This window comes from Elusimicrobiota bacterium (assembly GCA_016788905.1).
Classification (GTDB): Bacteria; Elusimicrobiota; Elusimicrobia; order FEN-1173; family FEN-1173; genus JADKHR01.
The window spans coordinates 86,792-103,050 of record JAEURZ010000007.1; the positions used below are offsets into that span (position 1 = coordinate 86,792).

A 16,259-nucleotide genomic window follows, 5' to 3' on the forward strand; every position below is an offset into this window, starting at 1 on the left:
TCCTACTTATCCAAAAAAGTTCCAAGCCGCACAACAAAATCGCCGAAGATCGATCCAGACTGAATATCGTTTTGGCGCACACCCAATTTCTTTTTGAAAGAGACCCGACGCACCTTATTGAATTCGTGAACCGCTTCAATCAATGTTTCGGTCTTTTCATAAATCAGGACATGGACAACGCGGTCAGGAGTCCCCTTTTTCGAAAGAAACACCAGATCCCCCGGCCGAAGGTCCCCCCCCTTTCGCAAGGGACTCGCTAGGAGAAATTGTTCGTGGGCGTCCCGGGGGGCGTTTAACGCCACCGACCGATAGGCGACATTCACAAGCGCCGAACAATCCACCCCGGAGGGGTTGGTCCCCCTTTTTTTGTGCCCACTTCGCCCGCCCCAGTAATAAGGTTCCCCTATAAATTGACGAACCGCGGTCACCAGTGCGTCCCGCACCTCATTGTTTCGGGTGGGGGCTTCACGATCCAGGCGAACATCTTTATCGCGCATCCACCCCATTTCGCCCTGGGGCCCTTGCACCCGAACCCAGCCTTTTTGCCTGTAGAGGACCCCGAGCCTGGAGCCCATGGGCAACTCTTTAAAAGCGGAAGATCTTTTTTGAGTTTCCCTCACGCGCCCATAGCGGGCAATGACGACCGCTTGAGGCATGAAATCGGCCGGACGTGGAATAACCGCCTCTTGCAAAACCCATCCAGGATACCCCTGCCACCGCTGAGAGTGGGTCCACTCCGCCTGGTCCACGGCTTCCACTCGAAACCAGTTTCCTTTCACCTCATAAACAAGAACTCTCTCACCGAACAGCAACTGGGTTTCTTGGTTCTCATCCACCGCGTAGGGACGACGCTTCACCGCTTGGGGAGAGGGCGAGACAGGAGCCCGGCGGAGGTCGGCGATGGGAACCACGACGATCCCTTCCACGGGTTCGGTGGCGGGCGCCTTTGGAGTTTCCGGGGCCGTGGTCTTGGTGGTGACCGGTCCCTGGGGAGTAAAGGTAATATCCACCCCGCTCCAGACCGTACAAGGAAGGACAAGTGCACCCCATAAGAAAAAACGATTCATCATAAAGTAACCCCCTCCTCCCACATCACACGCAAAAGTTCACCAACGTTCCAGGCTTGAGCGGGACATCCCCGTGGAGAATGGGGAGCGTCCCCATCAAAGATCTCCGAGATGTGGCCCACCCCCACTTCCGTTAAGTGCCCTAGAAAAGGTTGGAGGAAAGACACCACGTGACTTTTCGTTTCTTCCGTAGCGCCATAGGCTTTCACAAACGCGGTCAGGAACGGACCCAAGAGCCACGGCCAAACGGTCCCCTGGTGATAGGCACTGTCTCGGTCAGAAAGTGTCCCCTCACATCGGGCCCGATACCCGGGAGATCCGGGGGCTAATGTTCGCATACCCCGGGGTGTATAGAGGGTTTTCCAGGCCGCATCGACCACGGAGCGGAACCTCTTTTCTTCCAAGATTTCGTACGGAAGACTAACCGCCAATAGCGCGTTTGGTCGAACAGCGTCATCCCGCTGTTTTCCTTCGATAACATCATACAAATAGGCCCCCGATTCGTTCCAAAATTTAGCGTTGAAACTTTGGCGAGCGATCTGAGCTAACGTATCGTATCCCCGTGTGGGTTCCTTGAGTTTCAGTTGAATTTCGACGAGGAATTGGAGGGCGTTGTACCACAGGGCCTGAATTTCCACCGGTTTTCCCGTGCGTGGGGTGACCCGTTGACCGTTCACACGGGCGTCCATCCAGGTCAGAGCCAAATCCGCGGCCGGGGCGACAATCAAACCGTCCCCGTCCATATGGATGTCGTAGGCCGCTCCATTTTGAAAAGCATCGACAATGTCCCTCAGGATGGGAAGCCATTTCCGAACAGCCGCGTCATCATGGGTGGCCTTGTGATAAGCTTGAACCGCCCGGATAAACCAGAGAGGGGCGTCCACAGCGTTGTAGGCGACAGAGGCGTTCCCCTCCGAGAAATAGTTGGGAAGCAACCCCTGGCGCACATGCCGCGCGTACGTTTCCAGAAACGACGTGGCCTCCGACCATCGACCGGTGGCGAGAAAAAGGCCGGGAAACGCCACCAACGCGTCACGACTCCAATCCGCCAACCACGGGTATCCCGCCAACACGCTGAGCCCTTCGCCCCGTGACACCACAAAAGAATCGGCCGCCGCGCTCAAGGCCCCGCCCAAGGGCCCCCGCACCAGGGACCCCTGAACAATTTTTCGTCGTTGATCCCGCTCCTCCCCTTCCCAGCCCGAGGACGGAACGCGTTCCTTCAATACCGCGGAAAAAACCACGGATACCGGTTTATCTTTCTGCAAAGAAAACCGAAAAATTCCAGGACCGAAAACATCTTCCCATCCTTCTTCGCCCCTCCGTTCTTCTTTCACATAGTCTTGGGTGTTGTACCACACGGGAACCGAGTAAAAATGACCGTCCGTGGCCCACAGCGTCAACGGATCAACCCCTGGAACAGAAACGCCCACCAGGTTCTCCCCATAGGACAGGCGCCCTTCAAACCGCGCGTCACGACGTCCGAGGGAATGGTGATCGCGGAACGAAAGGAGAGGACGCACTTCCATTTCGAGGGCCGGCCCCGAGAGGAGTCGATACGTCATCACTCCAGTGTCTTCCCCATAACGGAGAAAATACGTTTTTTGGAGACGGGTTTCCCCCCAAGCAAAGGTCCATGTGGGAAAGGGATCGAGGCGAAAAGATTCCAACCGATCCCCACTGGCGGGCCGGGAGACACCGGGGTATTGTTGGCAGGACAAATCCACGCGGGTTCCGTCTTGGAACACGGTTTCTTCAAGGCGGTTGACCAATTGAAACCGGTCCAGGGGCGGTCGACGCGCGACCGTTAAAAAACCGTGATAACGGCGGGTGGCGCAATCGGCCACGGCCCCCATGGCGTAACTTCCACGACCGTTGGTTTCAATCCATTCCCGACCACTGGCGTCTTCGAAGTTTCGGCAAATGTCGGGACCGAGCAATAAGAGGGGTGTCCCCTTCGGGGGCATTTTTTCTATGCGCTCCGCATCACTTTTAAAACAGTTTCTCCCAGGTCCGCTGGCGAATCGATCAATTTCACACCCGCGGACTCCAGGGCGGCTCGCTTTTCCATCGCCGATCCGTGGGAAACTTTTCCCCCTTCCCCACCCGCCCCGATAATGGCCCCCGCGTGACCCATCCGCTTCCCGGGAGGAGCGGTGCGGCCCGCGATGAACGCCATGAGCGGCTTGGACATTCTTTTTTTAAAGAATTGGGCGGCTTCTTCTTCCGCGGTACCCCCAATCTCCCCGATCATAAGAACGGCGTCGGTTCCAGGATCATTTTCAAAAAGTTCAAGAACGTCGACGAACGAAGTGCCCTGGATCGGGTCTCCCCCAATGCCCACCACCGTGGATTGACCCAAACTCCGTTGGGTCAACTGCCAGACCGCTTCGTAGGTGAGCGTCCCGGAACGGGACACCACGCCGATTCGGCCCGGTTTATGGATATAGCCCGGCATAATGCCTATTTTACACCCGGGCCGAGCCGCATCCCCGGGGGTGATCACCCCGGGCCCGTTCGGCCCAATGAGACGAACCCCCGTTCCTTTCAAGACGGACATCACGCGGGCCATGTCCAGAACGGGAATCCCTTCTGTCACGCAAAGGATAAGCCCGATCCCCGCGTCCGCCGCTTCCAAAATCGCGTCCGCCGCAAAGGGAGGCGGCACGAAGAGGAGAGACGCCGTGGCCCCGCTGGCTTTCACGGATTCTTTCACAGTGTTATATACGGGGATTCCAGAAACAGAAGTCCCGCCTTTCCCCGGGGTCACTCCCCCCACAACCTGTGTCCCGTAATCCCGGCACCCCTGGGCGTGAAAAGACCCCGCCGCCCCGGTCATCCCTTGCACAATAACTTTGGTTTTTTGATCAATCAGGATACTCACGCTCTTTCCTCTTCCGTCATGGAGACTTCCTCAAGGCAAGAGGCCAGGGCCATGGGATGATGCACCGTAATCGCTTCGATGTTGATCAACGGAACATAGCTCACCGATTCCACCGCTCCGTCCTCCTTTCGAAAGGTCCCTATCGTGACAACAAACTGGTGAGAATTGTCTTTGCGAAACTGAAGCAGGGCCCCTGACACCGTGGCCCCACTCGTTAAATGGAGCGACAAGAGGGGAGCGTTCGCCCCCCCTTCGCGATCAACGCTCAATAACCGTCGCAACACGTCCGCCACGCTGTTCGGCGGAAACTTCATCAGGGTTTCAAAATCGCTCATGGGAATCTCCTAGGCCGCCTCTTTTGAAAGGGCAACCGATTTTTGGGCGGCGTCCGCCAAATCCGCTGCGGGGGTGATTTTTAAGCCGGAAGCCGCTAAAATTCTTCGGCCTTCTTCGACCCGGTTCCCTTCCAGCCGAACCACAAGAGGGCGGTCCAACCCGGTGCTTTTCACCGCCTGGACAATCCCTTCAGCAATCACATCGCATTTCATGATTCCACCAAAAATGTTCACCAGAACAACCCGCACGTTGGAATCGGACAAAATGATTTTGAACGCCTCGGTGACTTGCTCCACCGTCGCCCCGCCGCCCACATCCAAGAAATTAGCGGGTTCACCCCCATGGAGTTTTATGATGTCCATGGTCGCCATGGCAAGCCCCGCCCCATTCACCATGCAACCGATGGTCCCTTCAAGACGGATGTAGGAGATGCCCACGGCACTCGCTTGCCGTTCCGCTTCCGAAAGATCCGCCTCATCGGCTTCTTTAAACAAGGCCGGCTGGCGAAATGGGGCGTTATCATCCACGGTCATCTTAGCGTCCAAAGCTAAAAGACGCTCGCCCTTTTTTCCCGTCCGAACCCCCAGGGGATTGACTTCCACCAAACTGGCGTCCGTGGAGAGAAACATCTTCACAAGGTTTTGGAAAAACGGAACCGATTCCCCCAGGAAATCCCCGGCCAGTCCGGTGGCAAAAGCCACTTCCCGAGCTTGAAAAGCTTCCAGCCCCCGAATCGGATCCACATCCACCCGAACAATTTTATCGGGAGACGTCCAAGCTAAGGTTTCGATATCCACCCCGCCCTCCGCTGAAACGATGAGAACAGGTTTCCCCGTTTTCCGGTTCATGAGAACCGCGGCGTACAGTTCACGTTCCACCGTGACCGCGGGTTCCACAAGAACCGTTCGAACCAAAAGTCCCTCCGGCCCGGTCTGGGCGGTCACCAGTGGTTTCCCGAGAACCCCTTTGACAAAAGATTCAGCCTCTCCCAGATCCTTGACCACACGGACCCCGCCCGCTTTCCCCCGCCCACCCGCATGCACCTGGGCCTTGAGGACCCAAGGCCCGTCCCCAACGGCTTTCAAAGCTTCGGGGACAGCCCCCCCCTCGGTCACCACCGCCCCTTTTAACACGGGCAATTTAAAAATTTCCATTTGACGCTTTGCTTGATACTCATGGAGCTTCATGAATAATCCTCCCCTCTGGGTTCAGACGTGATTCAACCATAATTCCACCAACCTCGAAAGGCCAAACGACGAATGGATGAGGAGAGGGGGACTCTTTACTTTGATTCGGGTGTCGGGGGAGGAGAATCCTCCTCCTCCGCCCAGCCGGTAATCATGGCTTTTAGGTTGGCACCCAGAGTGCGGCCCGTGGTGATCATGTAGATATGCACAACGATAAAAGCCAACATCCCAAAAGATCCGGCGGTGTGAAGGAGGGCCAAGAGCCCCACGTGTGGCCGAAAAAGGGAGAACAGTTCGAAACGGGGCATGGCCCAGAGAAGAAATCCCGTCAACATCTGAACAGGAAAGATGAACACCAGCAAACTGAAATAGGAAAAACGTTGGAGCGGATTAAATTTCGCGTCAGGCGTGGGCACATTGGGATGGTGTTCATGTCGAAAATTACCGCCCATATAGAAACGAATCATATCCCCCAAACCCCGCCCGCGGGGGATGAACTGGCGTACCTCCCCCGTGGTGAGGTGCCAAAACATCGTGAAGACACTCAGGACGATAAGGGAGATCCCCAAGAATTCATGCCAACGAACCGCGGGTTCAAAGTGGGGCCAACCGAAAGTCCCATGGAGAGCAAACCCTGTCCAGAGAAGAATTAAGAGGATCCCACTTTGAACCCAGTGCCAGATTCGCTCATAAATTTTGAACAGGTAGATCTTTTTCACGATTGTTTCTCCGAAATTCGAACGGGTTTTCGGCGACGACTCCGCCATCGCAACACACCGTGAATCAAGACCATGAACGTCGATCCGATGACCACGAACCATCCCAAGAAATCCAACAATCGGCTTCGACTTTGGCCAGGGATGTAAACCCCAGGGACACCCGCCAACCGACCGGTCTTCGCGTGACAGTCCTGGCACGCGAGGGCGCCCTGCCCTTCCACATTCATGTGGGACAAGGGCCAGTGCATCTCCGTCTCCACAAAATCGAAGTGGCCGCTGTAATCCAAACCGGCATACGCCATACCTTCCCGGGCGGCCACATCCCAATTAAAATCTTTCCAATAGGCCCCGGATCCCTTGGCCCCGGAGAGTTTGGGCTGAATCAAATAACGGTTGTTTACATCGTAAATTTGCCGACCCCGCATAATTTTAAAGGGCCAAATTTTGGCACCGGATTCCGGCCCCCCCCTGGGGAGGTTGAGCGACAAGATTCTCGATGGGTCGAACTTTTCCCCCAGGAGATAGCGTTGGTGGGTTCCGTCATACCATCGGTATTCGGGGACCAGGTTGGCCCCCCATTTGAATTCACCTTTGATGCCCATGTAGACGATGTCACCATCGTCGTTCAGTTCGGTCACCGACTTCCCCTCTTCGTCCAGGCGACCGGCCTTGGACCAATCCCACCAGGTCTTGGTGGGCATCTCCCGAGCGTAGCGGGGGATATGACAGGTTTGACAGGCGATTCGACGGGCATGCCAATTCAGCCGTTGGGCGTGCTGTCCCGAAAGATCTGCCCCCGTCTGCCGGAGAGCTTTCCCGGCGTTCCGTTCTTTTTGGGTGCGGGCAATAAATGGGGTTCCATGGGGGGACGTCCCGTGACATTTGGCACAGGAAAGCGCGTCCCCAGTACGGACCGCCACCGACGCGGAATGGCCGGTGATCCGGTGGGGAATTTCTTCCCCCTTGTGACAGGTCGAACAGGTGAACCCCAATCCATCTTTTCCCATGTGCAGGTCGAGGCCCCGACCGGCCTCGATCAGGGTGGGATCCAGATCCCCATGTTTGACCCCTTCACCGCCCCCCCCGGCGAAGTGACACTTGCCACAGCTTTCCACACTGGTGGGTCCCACCCCCTGGGCCACACGAACCCAATCGGTGGCCCCCCCAGGAGAAGAATGCCCTAAATCGTCCGATGAAGCTGGACGCGCGTATTCGCCGGTGGTATCGTGACAAACCAGGCAGTCCACCCGGGTGGGATCGGAGAAATCGAAGGTCTTATCTTTCCAGCCGTAGCCGATATGACAACGGGTACAGGACGCCTCATTGGATTGAATTCCGATGCAGAAGTTATTAATCAAGTTGGCCTTACCGATCCGTCGAGGCTTGCCGTCCGATCCGGGAACCACGGTTTCCTCCCCCTTCCACAACCAGTGGGGGGTTTCCATAATTTCGTGGGCCGACTGAAGGTGGCAGGTGAGGCAGGCTTTGGTGACAGAGGGTCCGTCTTTAAAGGGACCTTTCAGCGCGGGGAAAGAACGATGGTCCACGGTCCGTTCCGCCTGGGCGGGGACAAAACAGAGAAGGGAAAGAAGGAAGAGAAGAAATCCGATTTTATTTCTATTCACTGGAATGATTCGACCTCTTTCAAAACTCCTCCAAGGGCCGGCCCCCCCTCCTCCCGTATCTCCAGAAAAGGGCGGTTCGGGAGGAGGGTCATTTTTCTAACGGGAAAAGACCAACTAGCAACCGGCCGTACGAACGAATTGAACGCTGGACCGAACCCCATCTTTTTCGTTGTATTCGGTACGGATTTCATCTCCCACCTTGATCTTTTTAATTTCGAACTTGTTGAGGGTCAGCTCATCGGTCACCAGAATCTCCACCTTTTTACCCCGAACTTTGAGCGTCGCCACCGCGGAGGCCCCGTCTTCGGCCACGTCAACTTTGATCAAGATTCCCACCGCTTTCTTTTCCCCTTTAACCGGGGTTTCCGCCCGAACAGGAAGGGCCACCGCGCCCACGAAAAAAGCGCCCATCAAGATTAAGGTCAAACTTTTAAAATGTTTCATTGGATTCTCCTTTAAGAAAGAGCCCCCTACGCGTCCTCCCCCTTCATGGGGGAGGACGCGTGAGGAATCCGAATGTTAGAAATGCACCTCAAAGGTCGTGTAAATGTCATAGGCGTTCGCCAATGGGGTAAAGAACTGCATGGTGGCTGGGTTGTTGGGATCAACATCCTTGATCGGGATGGCACCGCCCACCCAGTTGTTCGACCCGGTATGCTTGAAGTCGTAGTACTGCCAACCCAAGCGGAAAAAGGTCTTGGCCTTGGGGGCATAGGCGAACCGGCCCAGCTCTTGAATCACGTACGTTTCATACACGTTGCCACGTGTGCCCAGCTTGGACGTCCAAACATCGTCCGCCGCCGGGGTAAACGTGATCCAGTTTTTGGATCCATAGTTGTATTCCGCGCCGATCTTCGTGCGGGACTTTTCCAGGTCATAACGAAGCCCGGTGTAGGCCGACCACCCTTGCTTGCCTGATGCACTCTGGGCCCCAGGGGAGAACATCAGCCCCCCCGTCGGGGTTGGGTGCGAAAGACTCAGTCCCCCATACCCAAAAAACTGCAACGATCCCCCAATAATGTCCGTTTTCTTCACGAACCCACCGGCCGCGTTTTCAATGTCGCCAATGTTGGCGGTTACGGCGGTCGTGTCATGCATGGGGTCATTCCAAGCGCTATCCCAGGTCGGAACAGTATTCATGAGATTGAACGCCCGTTGATACTGGAAATCCACTCGGGTCTTCCCCGTATCCATAGGAAGGAACACGACGCCCAGCATGTCTGTATTCTTCAACGTGGAAGCCGTCGCTGGGGTTTGAAAACCCGCCTGGAACGCACGCCCCGCGCAGAGTTTCGTCGCGAAGCCCGGAAGCCCGGCGATTTGGGGAGCGTATCCCAGAGAAAATCCATCGAACACATAGTCCACGAGCAAGCCGTTGACGCCAGAAACACCCTCGTCATCCTTGTTTTGGCGGAAATTGGTCGGTACCCCGCCCGTGGAAGGACGTCGACCAGCACTGAACCATACGGGCGCACCGCCGATATTGGCCCAATCCGCATAGGCTTGTTCCACAACGACACTGGAATTACCGGGGATTTTCCCAACGGTTCCGTCAAAGGGATTTCCCCCGTAACGATCAGAGAAATAGCTCCCGGTAAAGGCAGACCCGTCCGCCATTCCGTAAACCTTCTGCATGACAAGGCGTGTCTTAAACGAAATGCCTTCGGCCACCTGGGCTTTCAAGTTCAGGCCCACGCGCGATGTAAGGAGAGAACTGTTTCGAATGGACTGCGCCTCCATTACCTCGCCCATAAAAAATGGGGCTGATGGGTCCATCTCTTGATATGGCACCGAATGCGCCCCCAGCACGTCATGCCGGACGCGGAAATCACCGCCGATGGTTAGCCAGGAATAGCGATTGTGGGTGGGGTCTTCGGCCGATTCATGACTGGAAACCTCTCCCTTCAGTTTTTGAACCTGCGAGGCAAGATCTTTTAATTTCATTTCCAATTCTTCCGTTGTTGCCGACCACGCCGGCACCACCGAAGCCGCCACAAAGACCAAACCTATCCAGAGACGATTTTGTAACATCAGGATTCCTCCTTGAACCATGAGTTATTTTCGCCGCACCGTCGCGGCGAATGAGAAAGGATCGAAACACACAACACTATGTCCCTATATTTCAACATAGGGAGGAAAAAGGCAAGACCGGTGGGGTGAGATTCCCCCGCGAGTCCGTCTTTTCGGGTTGTTTTACGCTTTCGCCTTTCGATCCCCCATTGCGGCGTTTCGAGCACAATTTTGTGCCGTTCCCGGGGCTGACCCCGTCCCATCCAGCCCGAGAGAAAACAGGGTGGGCTCATTTGCAACAAGGCTACAGTGGAAGGTCGATGTGTCAAGGACACTGGAGCGATTTCGCGCTACCACGCATATTATCGAGACAACCACCGCCTTGCCACCCCAAACCGGAGACGTTGCAGCCAGCCCCTATTGCCCCAACGGAGGCGTCCCTTCACGTAGCGTCCCAGATAGACATCGAATTGATGATACGCTGGGGCAGGAGCCGAGCGGCCTCGCTTCAAAATAAGTTTTAACACTTCCCCGGCGGCCACGCCGGCACACAACTGAACAGCCAGGGACAGGGACGGGCCACGGTGCTTCTCTAAGTCCACATAACGACGGTCTAAATATTTCAACTGTGTTGCCCGGGGCGTGAGCCCCAGTGCGAAAAGGATGATTTTATCTAGAGGGGATTTCGCCAGGTCAAAACAAAAGTATTTTCGCCAGGACATTTTCCCCGGCTCAAAAACCAGCCAGGCCACACTCATCCCCATGGGTCCGGCCGTCACGAGGGGAATCTTTCGGCGCTCAGCGGCGTCGTACAGAATTTCCCTGGCTTCCAGCGCAAAAAAATCCAGGCCATCCACCACCACATCTACCCCGTCTAGGAAAGATTCCACATTGTCCTTGGCCACCCCCTGTGGGAATTTTTTGATTTCCGCCGAAGGATTGATGCCTAAAGCTTGCTCCGCAGTCACCTCGACTTTCTCCCGACCAAGACTATCCACCACCGCCCCCGCTTGGCGGTTAAAATTGTGAACTTCGAAACGATCAAAATCGGCCAGATGAAACCGGGATATCCCCAACCGAGCCAGGGTCGTCACATGAACTCCCCCCACCCCGCCAAGCCCCGCTACAGCCACCACACTTCCTTTCAGCCGAAGCTGTTCTTCCGGTTGAACCAAACCTAAATTACGACTAAAAGCTGCGTCGTAATTAAAAGTTTTCGGGTTTTTCGAATCGTCTCCCTGGGGCGTGCACGCCCCTTCCCAACGGGTCGCTCTAGGTTCCGTGGGGGTTGTCATGACCGAATCCTCAGAACCTGATGAAGAGGTCTTCGCGGCGCCCGGGCGGGAACGGGCCCCTTGGACCGACCCATTCGGAAAAAGATCGCCAATGTTTCCCCCTCTTCCGCCGAAATCAAATGCCGTAGTTCTTTTTCGTCGCGGGTGAACCGTTCTTTTTGGGCGTCCGTCAAACCGGCCCCCCCGAAATGGCGACAAAGGAGTCCCATTAATGAGTTGCCCATTATGGGTTGAAGGGACCACCCATCCGCCGCCAGTTGTAACCACAAGCGCTGCCAAAGCCATCCGACCCTTATAAAAGAGAGGGGTTCAATATTTGGGACTGTAAAGACGCCGAGAGCGGAGGATTGATTGTAAACTTTTCCAGCCCGAACAGCCGCCAGACCAGTAAACCCGAAGATGGAACATAATTTTGAAAATCTCCAGGAAGAAAGCAATCGCAAATTAACGGCATCCAGGGGTCCCACCCCCATGGCTTGAATCGGCATTCCATCCCCCGTCTGATGAGCTTCTTTTTCCGTCCAACGAAGCCATCGAAACAAAAAGTGGTGAAGCCCTTTAATTGCAAACATTTCGGGTTCAAATCCCCCCATAATTCGAACCAGTTTTTGAATGAATGTGGGGTTATCCACCAAGCGGAAACGGATTCCCCAAGGGTTCTCCATGAAGGCCACCAATTCCTTTCCATAAGAGACGGGAAGCGTTTCCGGGCGGTAAGGGCGCCGATCCACTGTTCGAGAGAAAACCGCCTCCGCCAGGGGAGAATTTGTTTTTGGCCCGAACGTAAAAGTGACTCGGGCCACAACATCGCCCTCGCTTCCCATGTCCCATCGAGCCACCCACCCCTCCCGTTCGGCCCCAATTTCAATCGTGGCGAGACACATTCCTAAAGAAATCCGGCTCGCCATGTTCCCGACATTCATAAAGGCCTCACCCCGACCGCGGTCCTCCAGCACAGACAAAACCCTTCCGTCCCAATCGAATGTAAATTCCTGGGCGTTATCCCCTGTTGGAGCCCAACGGGCGCCGTTCACAATGGCTTCAATATCACGAATGGAAGGAACAGCCCCTTCAGTAGCCTTCGGAATAGTCATAGGTCCCCTTTTTTTACCTTCACTCCTTTTCTCAAAGGAGGAGGTCCGTGATCTAACTACTGTATATCCCATTGGACGATATTTCCAGAGAAATCTTGAAAGAAGCTTAAAAGGGTCCTCTAACCGTGGGTGGCGAGGATACTGGCCAGGGAGCGGCGGGGGGCGCGAGCGGTGACGGGACTGGTGGGGCGGCCCATTCTGAAAACGCAAGCAATGGTTTCCCCTTCCTCCGCCACGATCAAATCACGCATCTCCATTTCTTCTCTGGTGAAACGCGCTTTTTGGGATGGGGAAAGACCTTCCCCCCCATGGGCCCGGCAGAGGAGGCCCATGAGAGCGTTACCGATCACCGGCTGGAGAGACCATCCGTCCACAGCCATCTTGAGCCACATCCGTTGCCAAAGCCAGCCCAAGCGAACAAAAGTGAGGGGATCTTGGTTCGGCACCGTAAACACGCCAAACCCTCCTGACTGACGATAAACTTTTCGAGCCCGGAGAGCGGCCATTCGTGTGAACCCGGCGAAACTAAACAATCGGGCAAGCCACCACCAACCCAACAGGCGAAGGCCCAAGACCTCCAAGGCATTTAGACCAAATGTGGAAACGGGCAATCCATCCATGGTCCGGCTGGCTTCCTCATCGGTTCGACGCAGCCATCGGTAGAATAACGTGTGGTTCTCCCGATGTTCAAAGAGAAACGATTCAAACCCACCGTTAATGTGGGCCATGGCGTTTAGCCGGTGTTTGTCGTTCAAAAGGCGAAAGCGAATGCCCCAGGGGTTTTGCACCTCATCCACGAGATCGCGAACATAGCGCCGAGGGATCGGGTCAAGGCGATAGGGGCGCCGGTCGACAGCGCGAGCGGTCACCGCATCCACCAAAGAGGAGGTTTTGATCGGGCCGGGCTTAAACGTCACCCGAGCCGCCATCCCTTCCTCCTCTCCCAGCTGCCAACAGGCAGACCAACCTTCGCGCTCCGCGCCCAACTCCATGTTGCGAAAACACATGCCAAGAGCCATGAGGCTGGCCGCATTATCCACGTTCAGGAAAGCCCGGCTCCGGGCACGCTCCTCCAGGACCAAAAGAACCTTCCCGTTCCAGTCAAACGTGAAGGGTTGCACGTTGTCCCCCGACGGAGCCCATCGAGCGAATTCAACAATCGCCTGGATTTGGCTGGGTGAGGGAAAGATGCCCCCCGCCCCTTCGGTCAGCAACATCGGAAGATCAAGGTTAACTTTCTTGACCGGAAGAGAAGGGGCCTGTACGAATCGAAACGAAACCAGGGGGAAGCGGTGTTCTGGGTCCGTCCACCAGCGAGCCAATGCCATGGCCCCAGGGTGTAACGTGGGTGGGGCCGCACCGGGCCCCGCGTTCCGAGGATGACGAACGAACCGGTCGATGCCTGTGATGGAAACCAAATTAAACCCATGCCCTTCAGTCGTCAGACGAAGACGCTCCATAGCCCGACCTGCCCGCAGGAAGTCTTGAGGTGTGTTCCCCTCTGAAAAAAGGATGCCCATGGCCGTTTCGGGAAGGGACCGTTCCCGAAGTGGTAATAAAAACGGCTGGAACCGCTCTGTCATTTTCTTCAGATTCTCCCTGTCATGAGGGTCTTCCACAAGGGCTAAACCCAGTCCGGGATCCTCCACCGCCAATTGAATGGCTTTCCGGAAAGAGGGAGAAAGAGGGCCTTTGTCTTTGTCTTGGGAACGCGAACGACCGACAAAAGCATTGACCCCTGAGACCGTGGACCTGGGGTTGACCTGGGCCCCCGGTTCTCGTTCCATGAGCGTCACATGAAGTTCCAAACCCGTTCCCGCGGCTCGGGTTTCCATCGCTTCCAAAAGCACCCCAAGAGAAAACCAATATTTCGCCGGTTGGGGCAAAGAAGGCGGTGGATCAAGACGAATTCCCAAAGAGTTTCCATCCCAGGAATAAGACCAGGGACAACGAAAAACCGGCAAAAGATTTTTTTCTGTTTCCTCCACCAATCGAATAAAGAGTCCCGCCACCCCACCGTGAGTGACCGTTGGGGTGTTTAACAAATTCCGGGAACTTAAGTCATCCATGGAACGATCCCGCAGGCGTGGGGTGTTTCAACGAAAAAGGTCCCGACCAAAACCGCCCAAACGATAGAAGAGGCGCATTTCATTGAGATCCGCTTTATAGCGAGACGGAAGAGCTTTCGCCAAAAGGCGGAGGCCTTCCGACACTTCCGAAGGGACCGGTTTGTCTGGTGTCTTCACCGCCACCAGGAAGGGAACACGGAAGGTGGATTGAACACGCACCCCCGTGGGCAAACATTCACGGGTTAGAGCTTGGTAGTCTTCAAGCAAAAAAGCCGCCCGGAGGGACCGTTCATAGTCCCGGGAAAATAGGTTGGGTTGCCGATCGGCGTTCTTGTAGGCAAAAAAAAGCACGGTCCAGAGGGATTTTAACCGTCCGAAATCGGTTAAATAGACGGATCCCCCTGGCGCGAGGATTCGATTCACTTCCTGGAACGTTTTTTGCAAGTGCCCCCGCGTGGGAAGATGGTGAAGGGCCAACGTGCTCATGACCCCGTCCACGCTGTGATCCGAAAAAGCATCCAGGTTGGTCATGTCTTGCTTAATGAATGTTACGTTGGAAAGACCGAGTTGCGCCACATGGGCCCGGGCCTCCCGCGCCATCTCATCGGAAAGTTCGACCCCGATAAACTTCGTTTGGGGGTTAAAGGCCGCCACTTGCGCCAACTGGGTGGCGGGGCCACACCCCAAATCGACCACTGTTCCGCACCCATAAATCGCCTGGGTGATGCGGGCCGTTTGATAGATATAGTTGGCGGACATAATGCCGTCCACACGCCCGGCGTTGCGGTAGGCCGCGACCTCCGCTTCCCCATCCATAATCAAGTCGGGCTCCGGTTCCCGAGGGAAATGGTTTTTGGCGCGGATCTCACGGAGGAATGACGTCATCAATTGCAACCGGGGAAATTTGACCGGCTGAAAAATCTCGCCCATCCCCATCGCGATATCCTGGTCCGGTGTGTTTTTCCCAACGGGAAGGGGTGCACGTGGAACGGACGGAGCAGGTGACGATACTTCCACGGGAAAAGTGGCCCCCCCCTTTCCCAATCGAAACACCACGGCTGTAAACTTCTGGTCAACATCCGGGACCCAGTGGGCGAGTTCCGCGGCTCCTTTTTCGATGGACCTCGATTCCACCGGGTGGGAGGCCCCGTTCTTTTCGGCCCACCGCCTTCGGGCCAATTGAACGATTTCAGGGAACACTTCAACCTTAAACCCACGAAGTTCCGCCGTCATGTGAAACCGCGCGAAGGCCCGACCCGCCCGGAGAAGGGAAGCGGGGGATCCCGTGTCGGTAAGGAAAAAACCCACGGCCAAGGTGCTTTCCCACCTGTCGCCCAAAGCAGGGGATCCCAAAAGAGAAAGGATTTGGCCCATTTGTTCCATTTCCCGACGGTCTTCCATCAAAAAGAAATCCACCCCAGGTTCCTCAACCACCAAGCGCATGGCGCGTCGAGTGGCCGGAGTAAAAAGACCACTGCGTTGCGATCGCACCCACCCCGTCGCCCCCAGAGCGGAGGAGAGGAGGTGAACCCGAGGAACGGACGGAAGGGGTTTCACCCGCCCACCAGGGATTGAATCATTGACAACAACCTCCAGCTGGAATCCAGCCCCCGCGGACAGAGTTTCCATCTCTTCCAAAACGGTCCCCAAGGAAAACCACTGGTCTTCAGGCAAAGAGGAAGAAGGCGAAGGATCCAATTTCACATGAAGCGCTTGTCCATCCCACTCTAAAAGCCACGGGCAGCGGACCTCGCCCAGGGGGTTACGCCGCACCCGTTCCACCAAATCCAAAAAAGGCGTTGGTTCAGCGTGGATTCGGAGATCACCGCCACCCGACTTATATTGTGGAGTTCCTGGATTCATGGCCCCTTTCTCCTCTAAATAATTCGATCGGTCGTAACCGTTCAGGGGGTTTCACCCCCCGGAGCTATTTCACTGGCAACAAGGACGGCAACGGTTGTGTGTTGAGCGAA

13 protein-coding genes are annotated in these 16,259 nt (G+C 55.8%); all 13 read right to left on the reverse strand.

The window, feature by feature from the left end; genetic code table 11:
• Nucleotides 1–2: 2 nt before the first annotated feature.
• Complete coding sequence (locus JNK54_04595) at nucleotides 3–1,070, reverse strand: C40 family peptidase (GenBank protein ID MBL8023547.1); 1,068 nt, start codon at nucleotides 1,068–1,070, stop codon at nucleotides 3–5.
• On the reverse strand, nucleotides 1,067–3,034 hold the full coding sequence (locus JNK54_04600; GenBank protein ID MBL8023548.1) for a glycogen debranching enzyme family protein: 1,968 nt from the start codon (nucleotides 3,032–3,034) through the stop codon (nucleotides 1,067–1,069). Before JNK54_04600 ends, JNK54_04595 begins: the two co-directional genes overlap by 4 nt.
• Nucleotides 3,035–3,039: 5 nt before the next feature.
• Complete coding sequence (gene sucD, locus JNK54_04605) at nucleotides 3,040–3,951, reverse strand: succinate--CoA ligase subunit alpha (GenBank protein MBL8023549.1); 912 nt, start codon at nucleotides 3,949–3,951, stop codon at nucleotides 3,040–3,042.
• Nucleotides 3,948–4,286, reverse strand: coding sequence for a hypothetical protein (locus JNK54_04610; GenBank protein MBL8023550.1), 339 nt, complete (start codon nucleotides 4,284–4,286; stop codon nucleotides 3,948–3,950). The genes sucD and JNK54_04610 overlap by 4 nt, the downstream gene beginning before the upstream one ends.
• 9 nt (nucleotides 4,287–4,295) lie before the next feature.
• Complete coding sequence (sucC, locus tag JNK54_04615) at nucleotides 4,296–5,474, reverse strand: ADP-forming succinate--CoA ligase subunit beta (protein MBL8023551.1); 1,179 nt, start codon at nucleotides 5,472–5,474, stop codon at nucleotides 4,296–4,298.
• Between the two features lie 95 nt (nucleotides 5,475–5,569).
• Nucleotides 5,570–6,193 carry a cytochrome b/b6 domain-containing protein gene (locus JNK54_04620; GenBank protein ID MBL8023552.1) on the reverse strand — a complete coding sequence of 208 codons (624 nt, stop codon included), beginning with the start codon at nucleotides 6,191–6,193 and terminating at the stop codon, nucleotides 5,570–5,572.
• Nucleotides 6,190–7,818, reverse strand: a complete 1,629-nt coding sequence (locus JNK54_04625) for a cytochrome C (GenBank protein ID MBL8023553.1) — start codon at nucleotides 7,816–7,818, stop codon at nucleotides 6,190–6,192. Before JNK54_04625 ends, JNK54_04620 begins: the two co-directional genes overlap by 4 nt.
• A gap of 114 nt (nucleotides 7,819–7,932) precedes the next feature.
• Complete coding sequence (locus JNK54_04630) at nucleotides 7,933–8,262, reverse strand: hypothetical protein (protein ID MBL8023554.1); 330 nt, start codon at nucleotides 8,260–8,262, stop codon at nucleotides 7,933–7,935.
• Between the two features lie 75 nt (nucleotides 8,263–8,337).
• Complete coding sequence (locus tag JNK54_04635) at nucleotides 8,338–9,849, reverse strand: DUF3373 family protein (GenBank protein ID MBL8023555.1); 1,512 nt, start codon at nucleotides 9,847–9,849, stop codon at nucleotides 8,338–8,340.
• Between the two features lie 341 nt (nucleotides 9,850–10,190).
• A complete protein-coding gene (locus JNK54_04640; GenBank protein MBL8023556.1) occupies nucleotides 10,191–11,123 on the reverse strand; it encodes a ThiF family adenylyltransferase in 933 nt (310 codons plus the stop codon).
• A complete protein-coding gene (locus JNK54_04645) occupies nucleotides 11,120–12,217 on the reverse strand; it encodes a hypothetical protein (GenBank protein MBL8023557.1) in 1,098 nt (365 codons plus the stop codon). The genes JNK54_04640 and JNK54_04645 overlap by 4 nt, the downstream gene beginning before the upstream one ends.
• Nucleotides 12,218–12,336: 119 nt before the next feature.
• A complete protein-coding gene (locus tag JNK54_04650) occupies nucleotides 12,337–14,286 on the reverse strand; it encodes a hypothetical protein (protein MBL8023558.1) in 1,950 nt (649 codons plus the stop codon).
• A 27-nt stretch (nucleotides 14,287–14,313) separates the two neighbouring features.
• Nucleotides 14,314–16,149, reverse strand: coding sequence for a class I SAM-dependent methyltransferase (locus JNK54_04655; protein MBL8023559.1), 1,836 nt, complete (start codon nucleotides 16,147–16,149; stop codon nucleotides 14,314–14,316).
• Nucleotides 16,150–16,259: the final 110 nt, after the last annotated feature.

Bases quoted from the DNA above. Each gene is read 5' to 3' on its own strand.
- JNK54_04595 (MBL8023547.1), bottom strand. From the start codon at position 1,070: ATGATGAATCGTTTTTTCTTATGGGGTGCACTTGTCCTTCCTTGTACG.
- JNK54_04600 (MBL8023548.1), bottom strand. From the start codon at position 3,034: ATGCCCCCGAAGGGGACACCCCTCTTATTGCTCGGTCCCGACATTTGC.
- JNK54_04610 (MBL8023550.1), bottom strand. From the start codon at position 4,286: ATGAGCGATTTTGAAACCCTGATGAAGTTTCCGCCGAACAGCGTGGCG.
- sucC (MBL8023551.1), bottom strand. From the start codon at position 5,474: ATGAAGCTCCATGAGTATCAAGCAAAGCGTCAAATGGAAATTTTTAAA.
- JNK54_04630 (MBL8023554.1), bottom strand. From the start codon at position 8,262: ATGAAACATTTTAAAAGTTTGACCTTAATCTTGATGGGCGCTTTTTTC.
- JNK54_04635 (MBL8023555.1), bottom strand. From the start codon at position 9,849: ATGTTACAAAATCGTCTCTGGATAGGTTTGGTCTTTGTGGCGGCTTCG.
- JNK54_04640 (MBL8023556.1), bottom strand. From the start codon at position 11,123: ATGACAACCCCCACGGAACCTAGAGCGACCCGTTGGGAAGGGGCGTGC.
- JNK54_04645 (MBL8023557.1), bottom strand. From the start codon at position 12,217: ATGACTATTCCGAAGGCTACTGAAGGGGCTGTTCCTTCCATTCGTGAT.
- JNK54_04650 (MBL8023558.1), bottom strand. From the start codon at position 14,286: ATGGATGACTTAAGTTCCCGGAATTTGTTAAACACCCCAACGGTCACT.
- JNK54_04655 (MBL8023559.1), bottom strand. From the start codon at position 16,149: ATGAATCCAGGAACTCCACAATATAAGTCGGGTGGCGGTGATCTCCGA.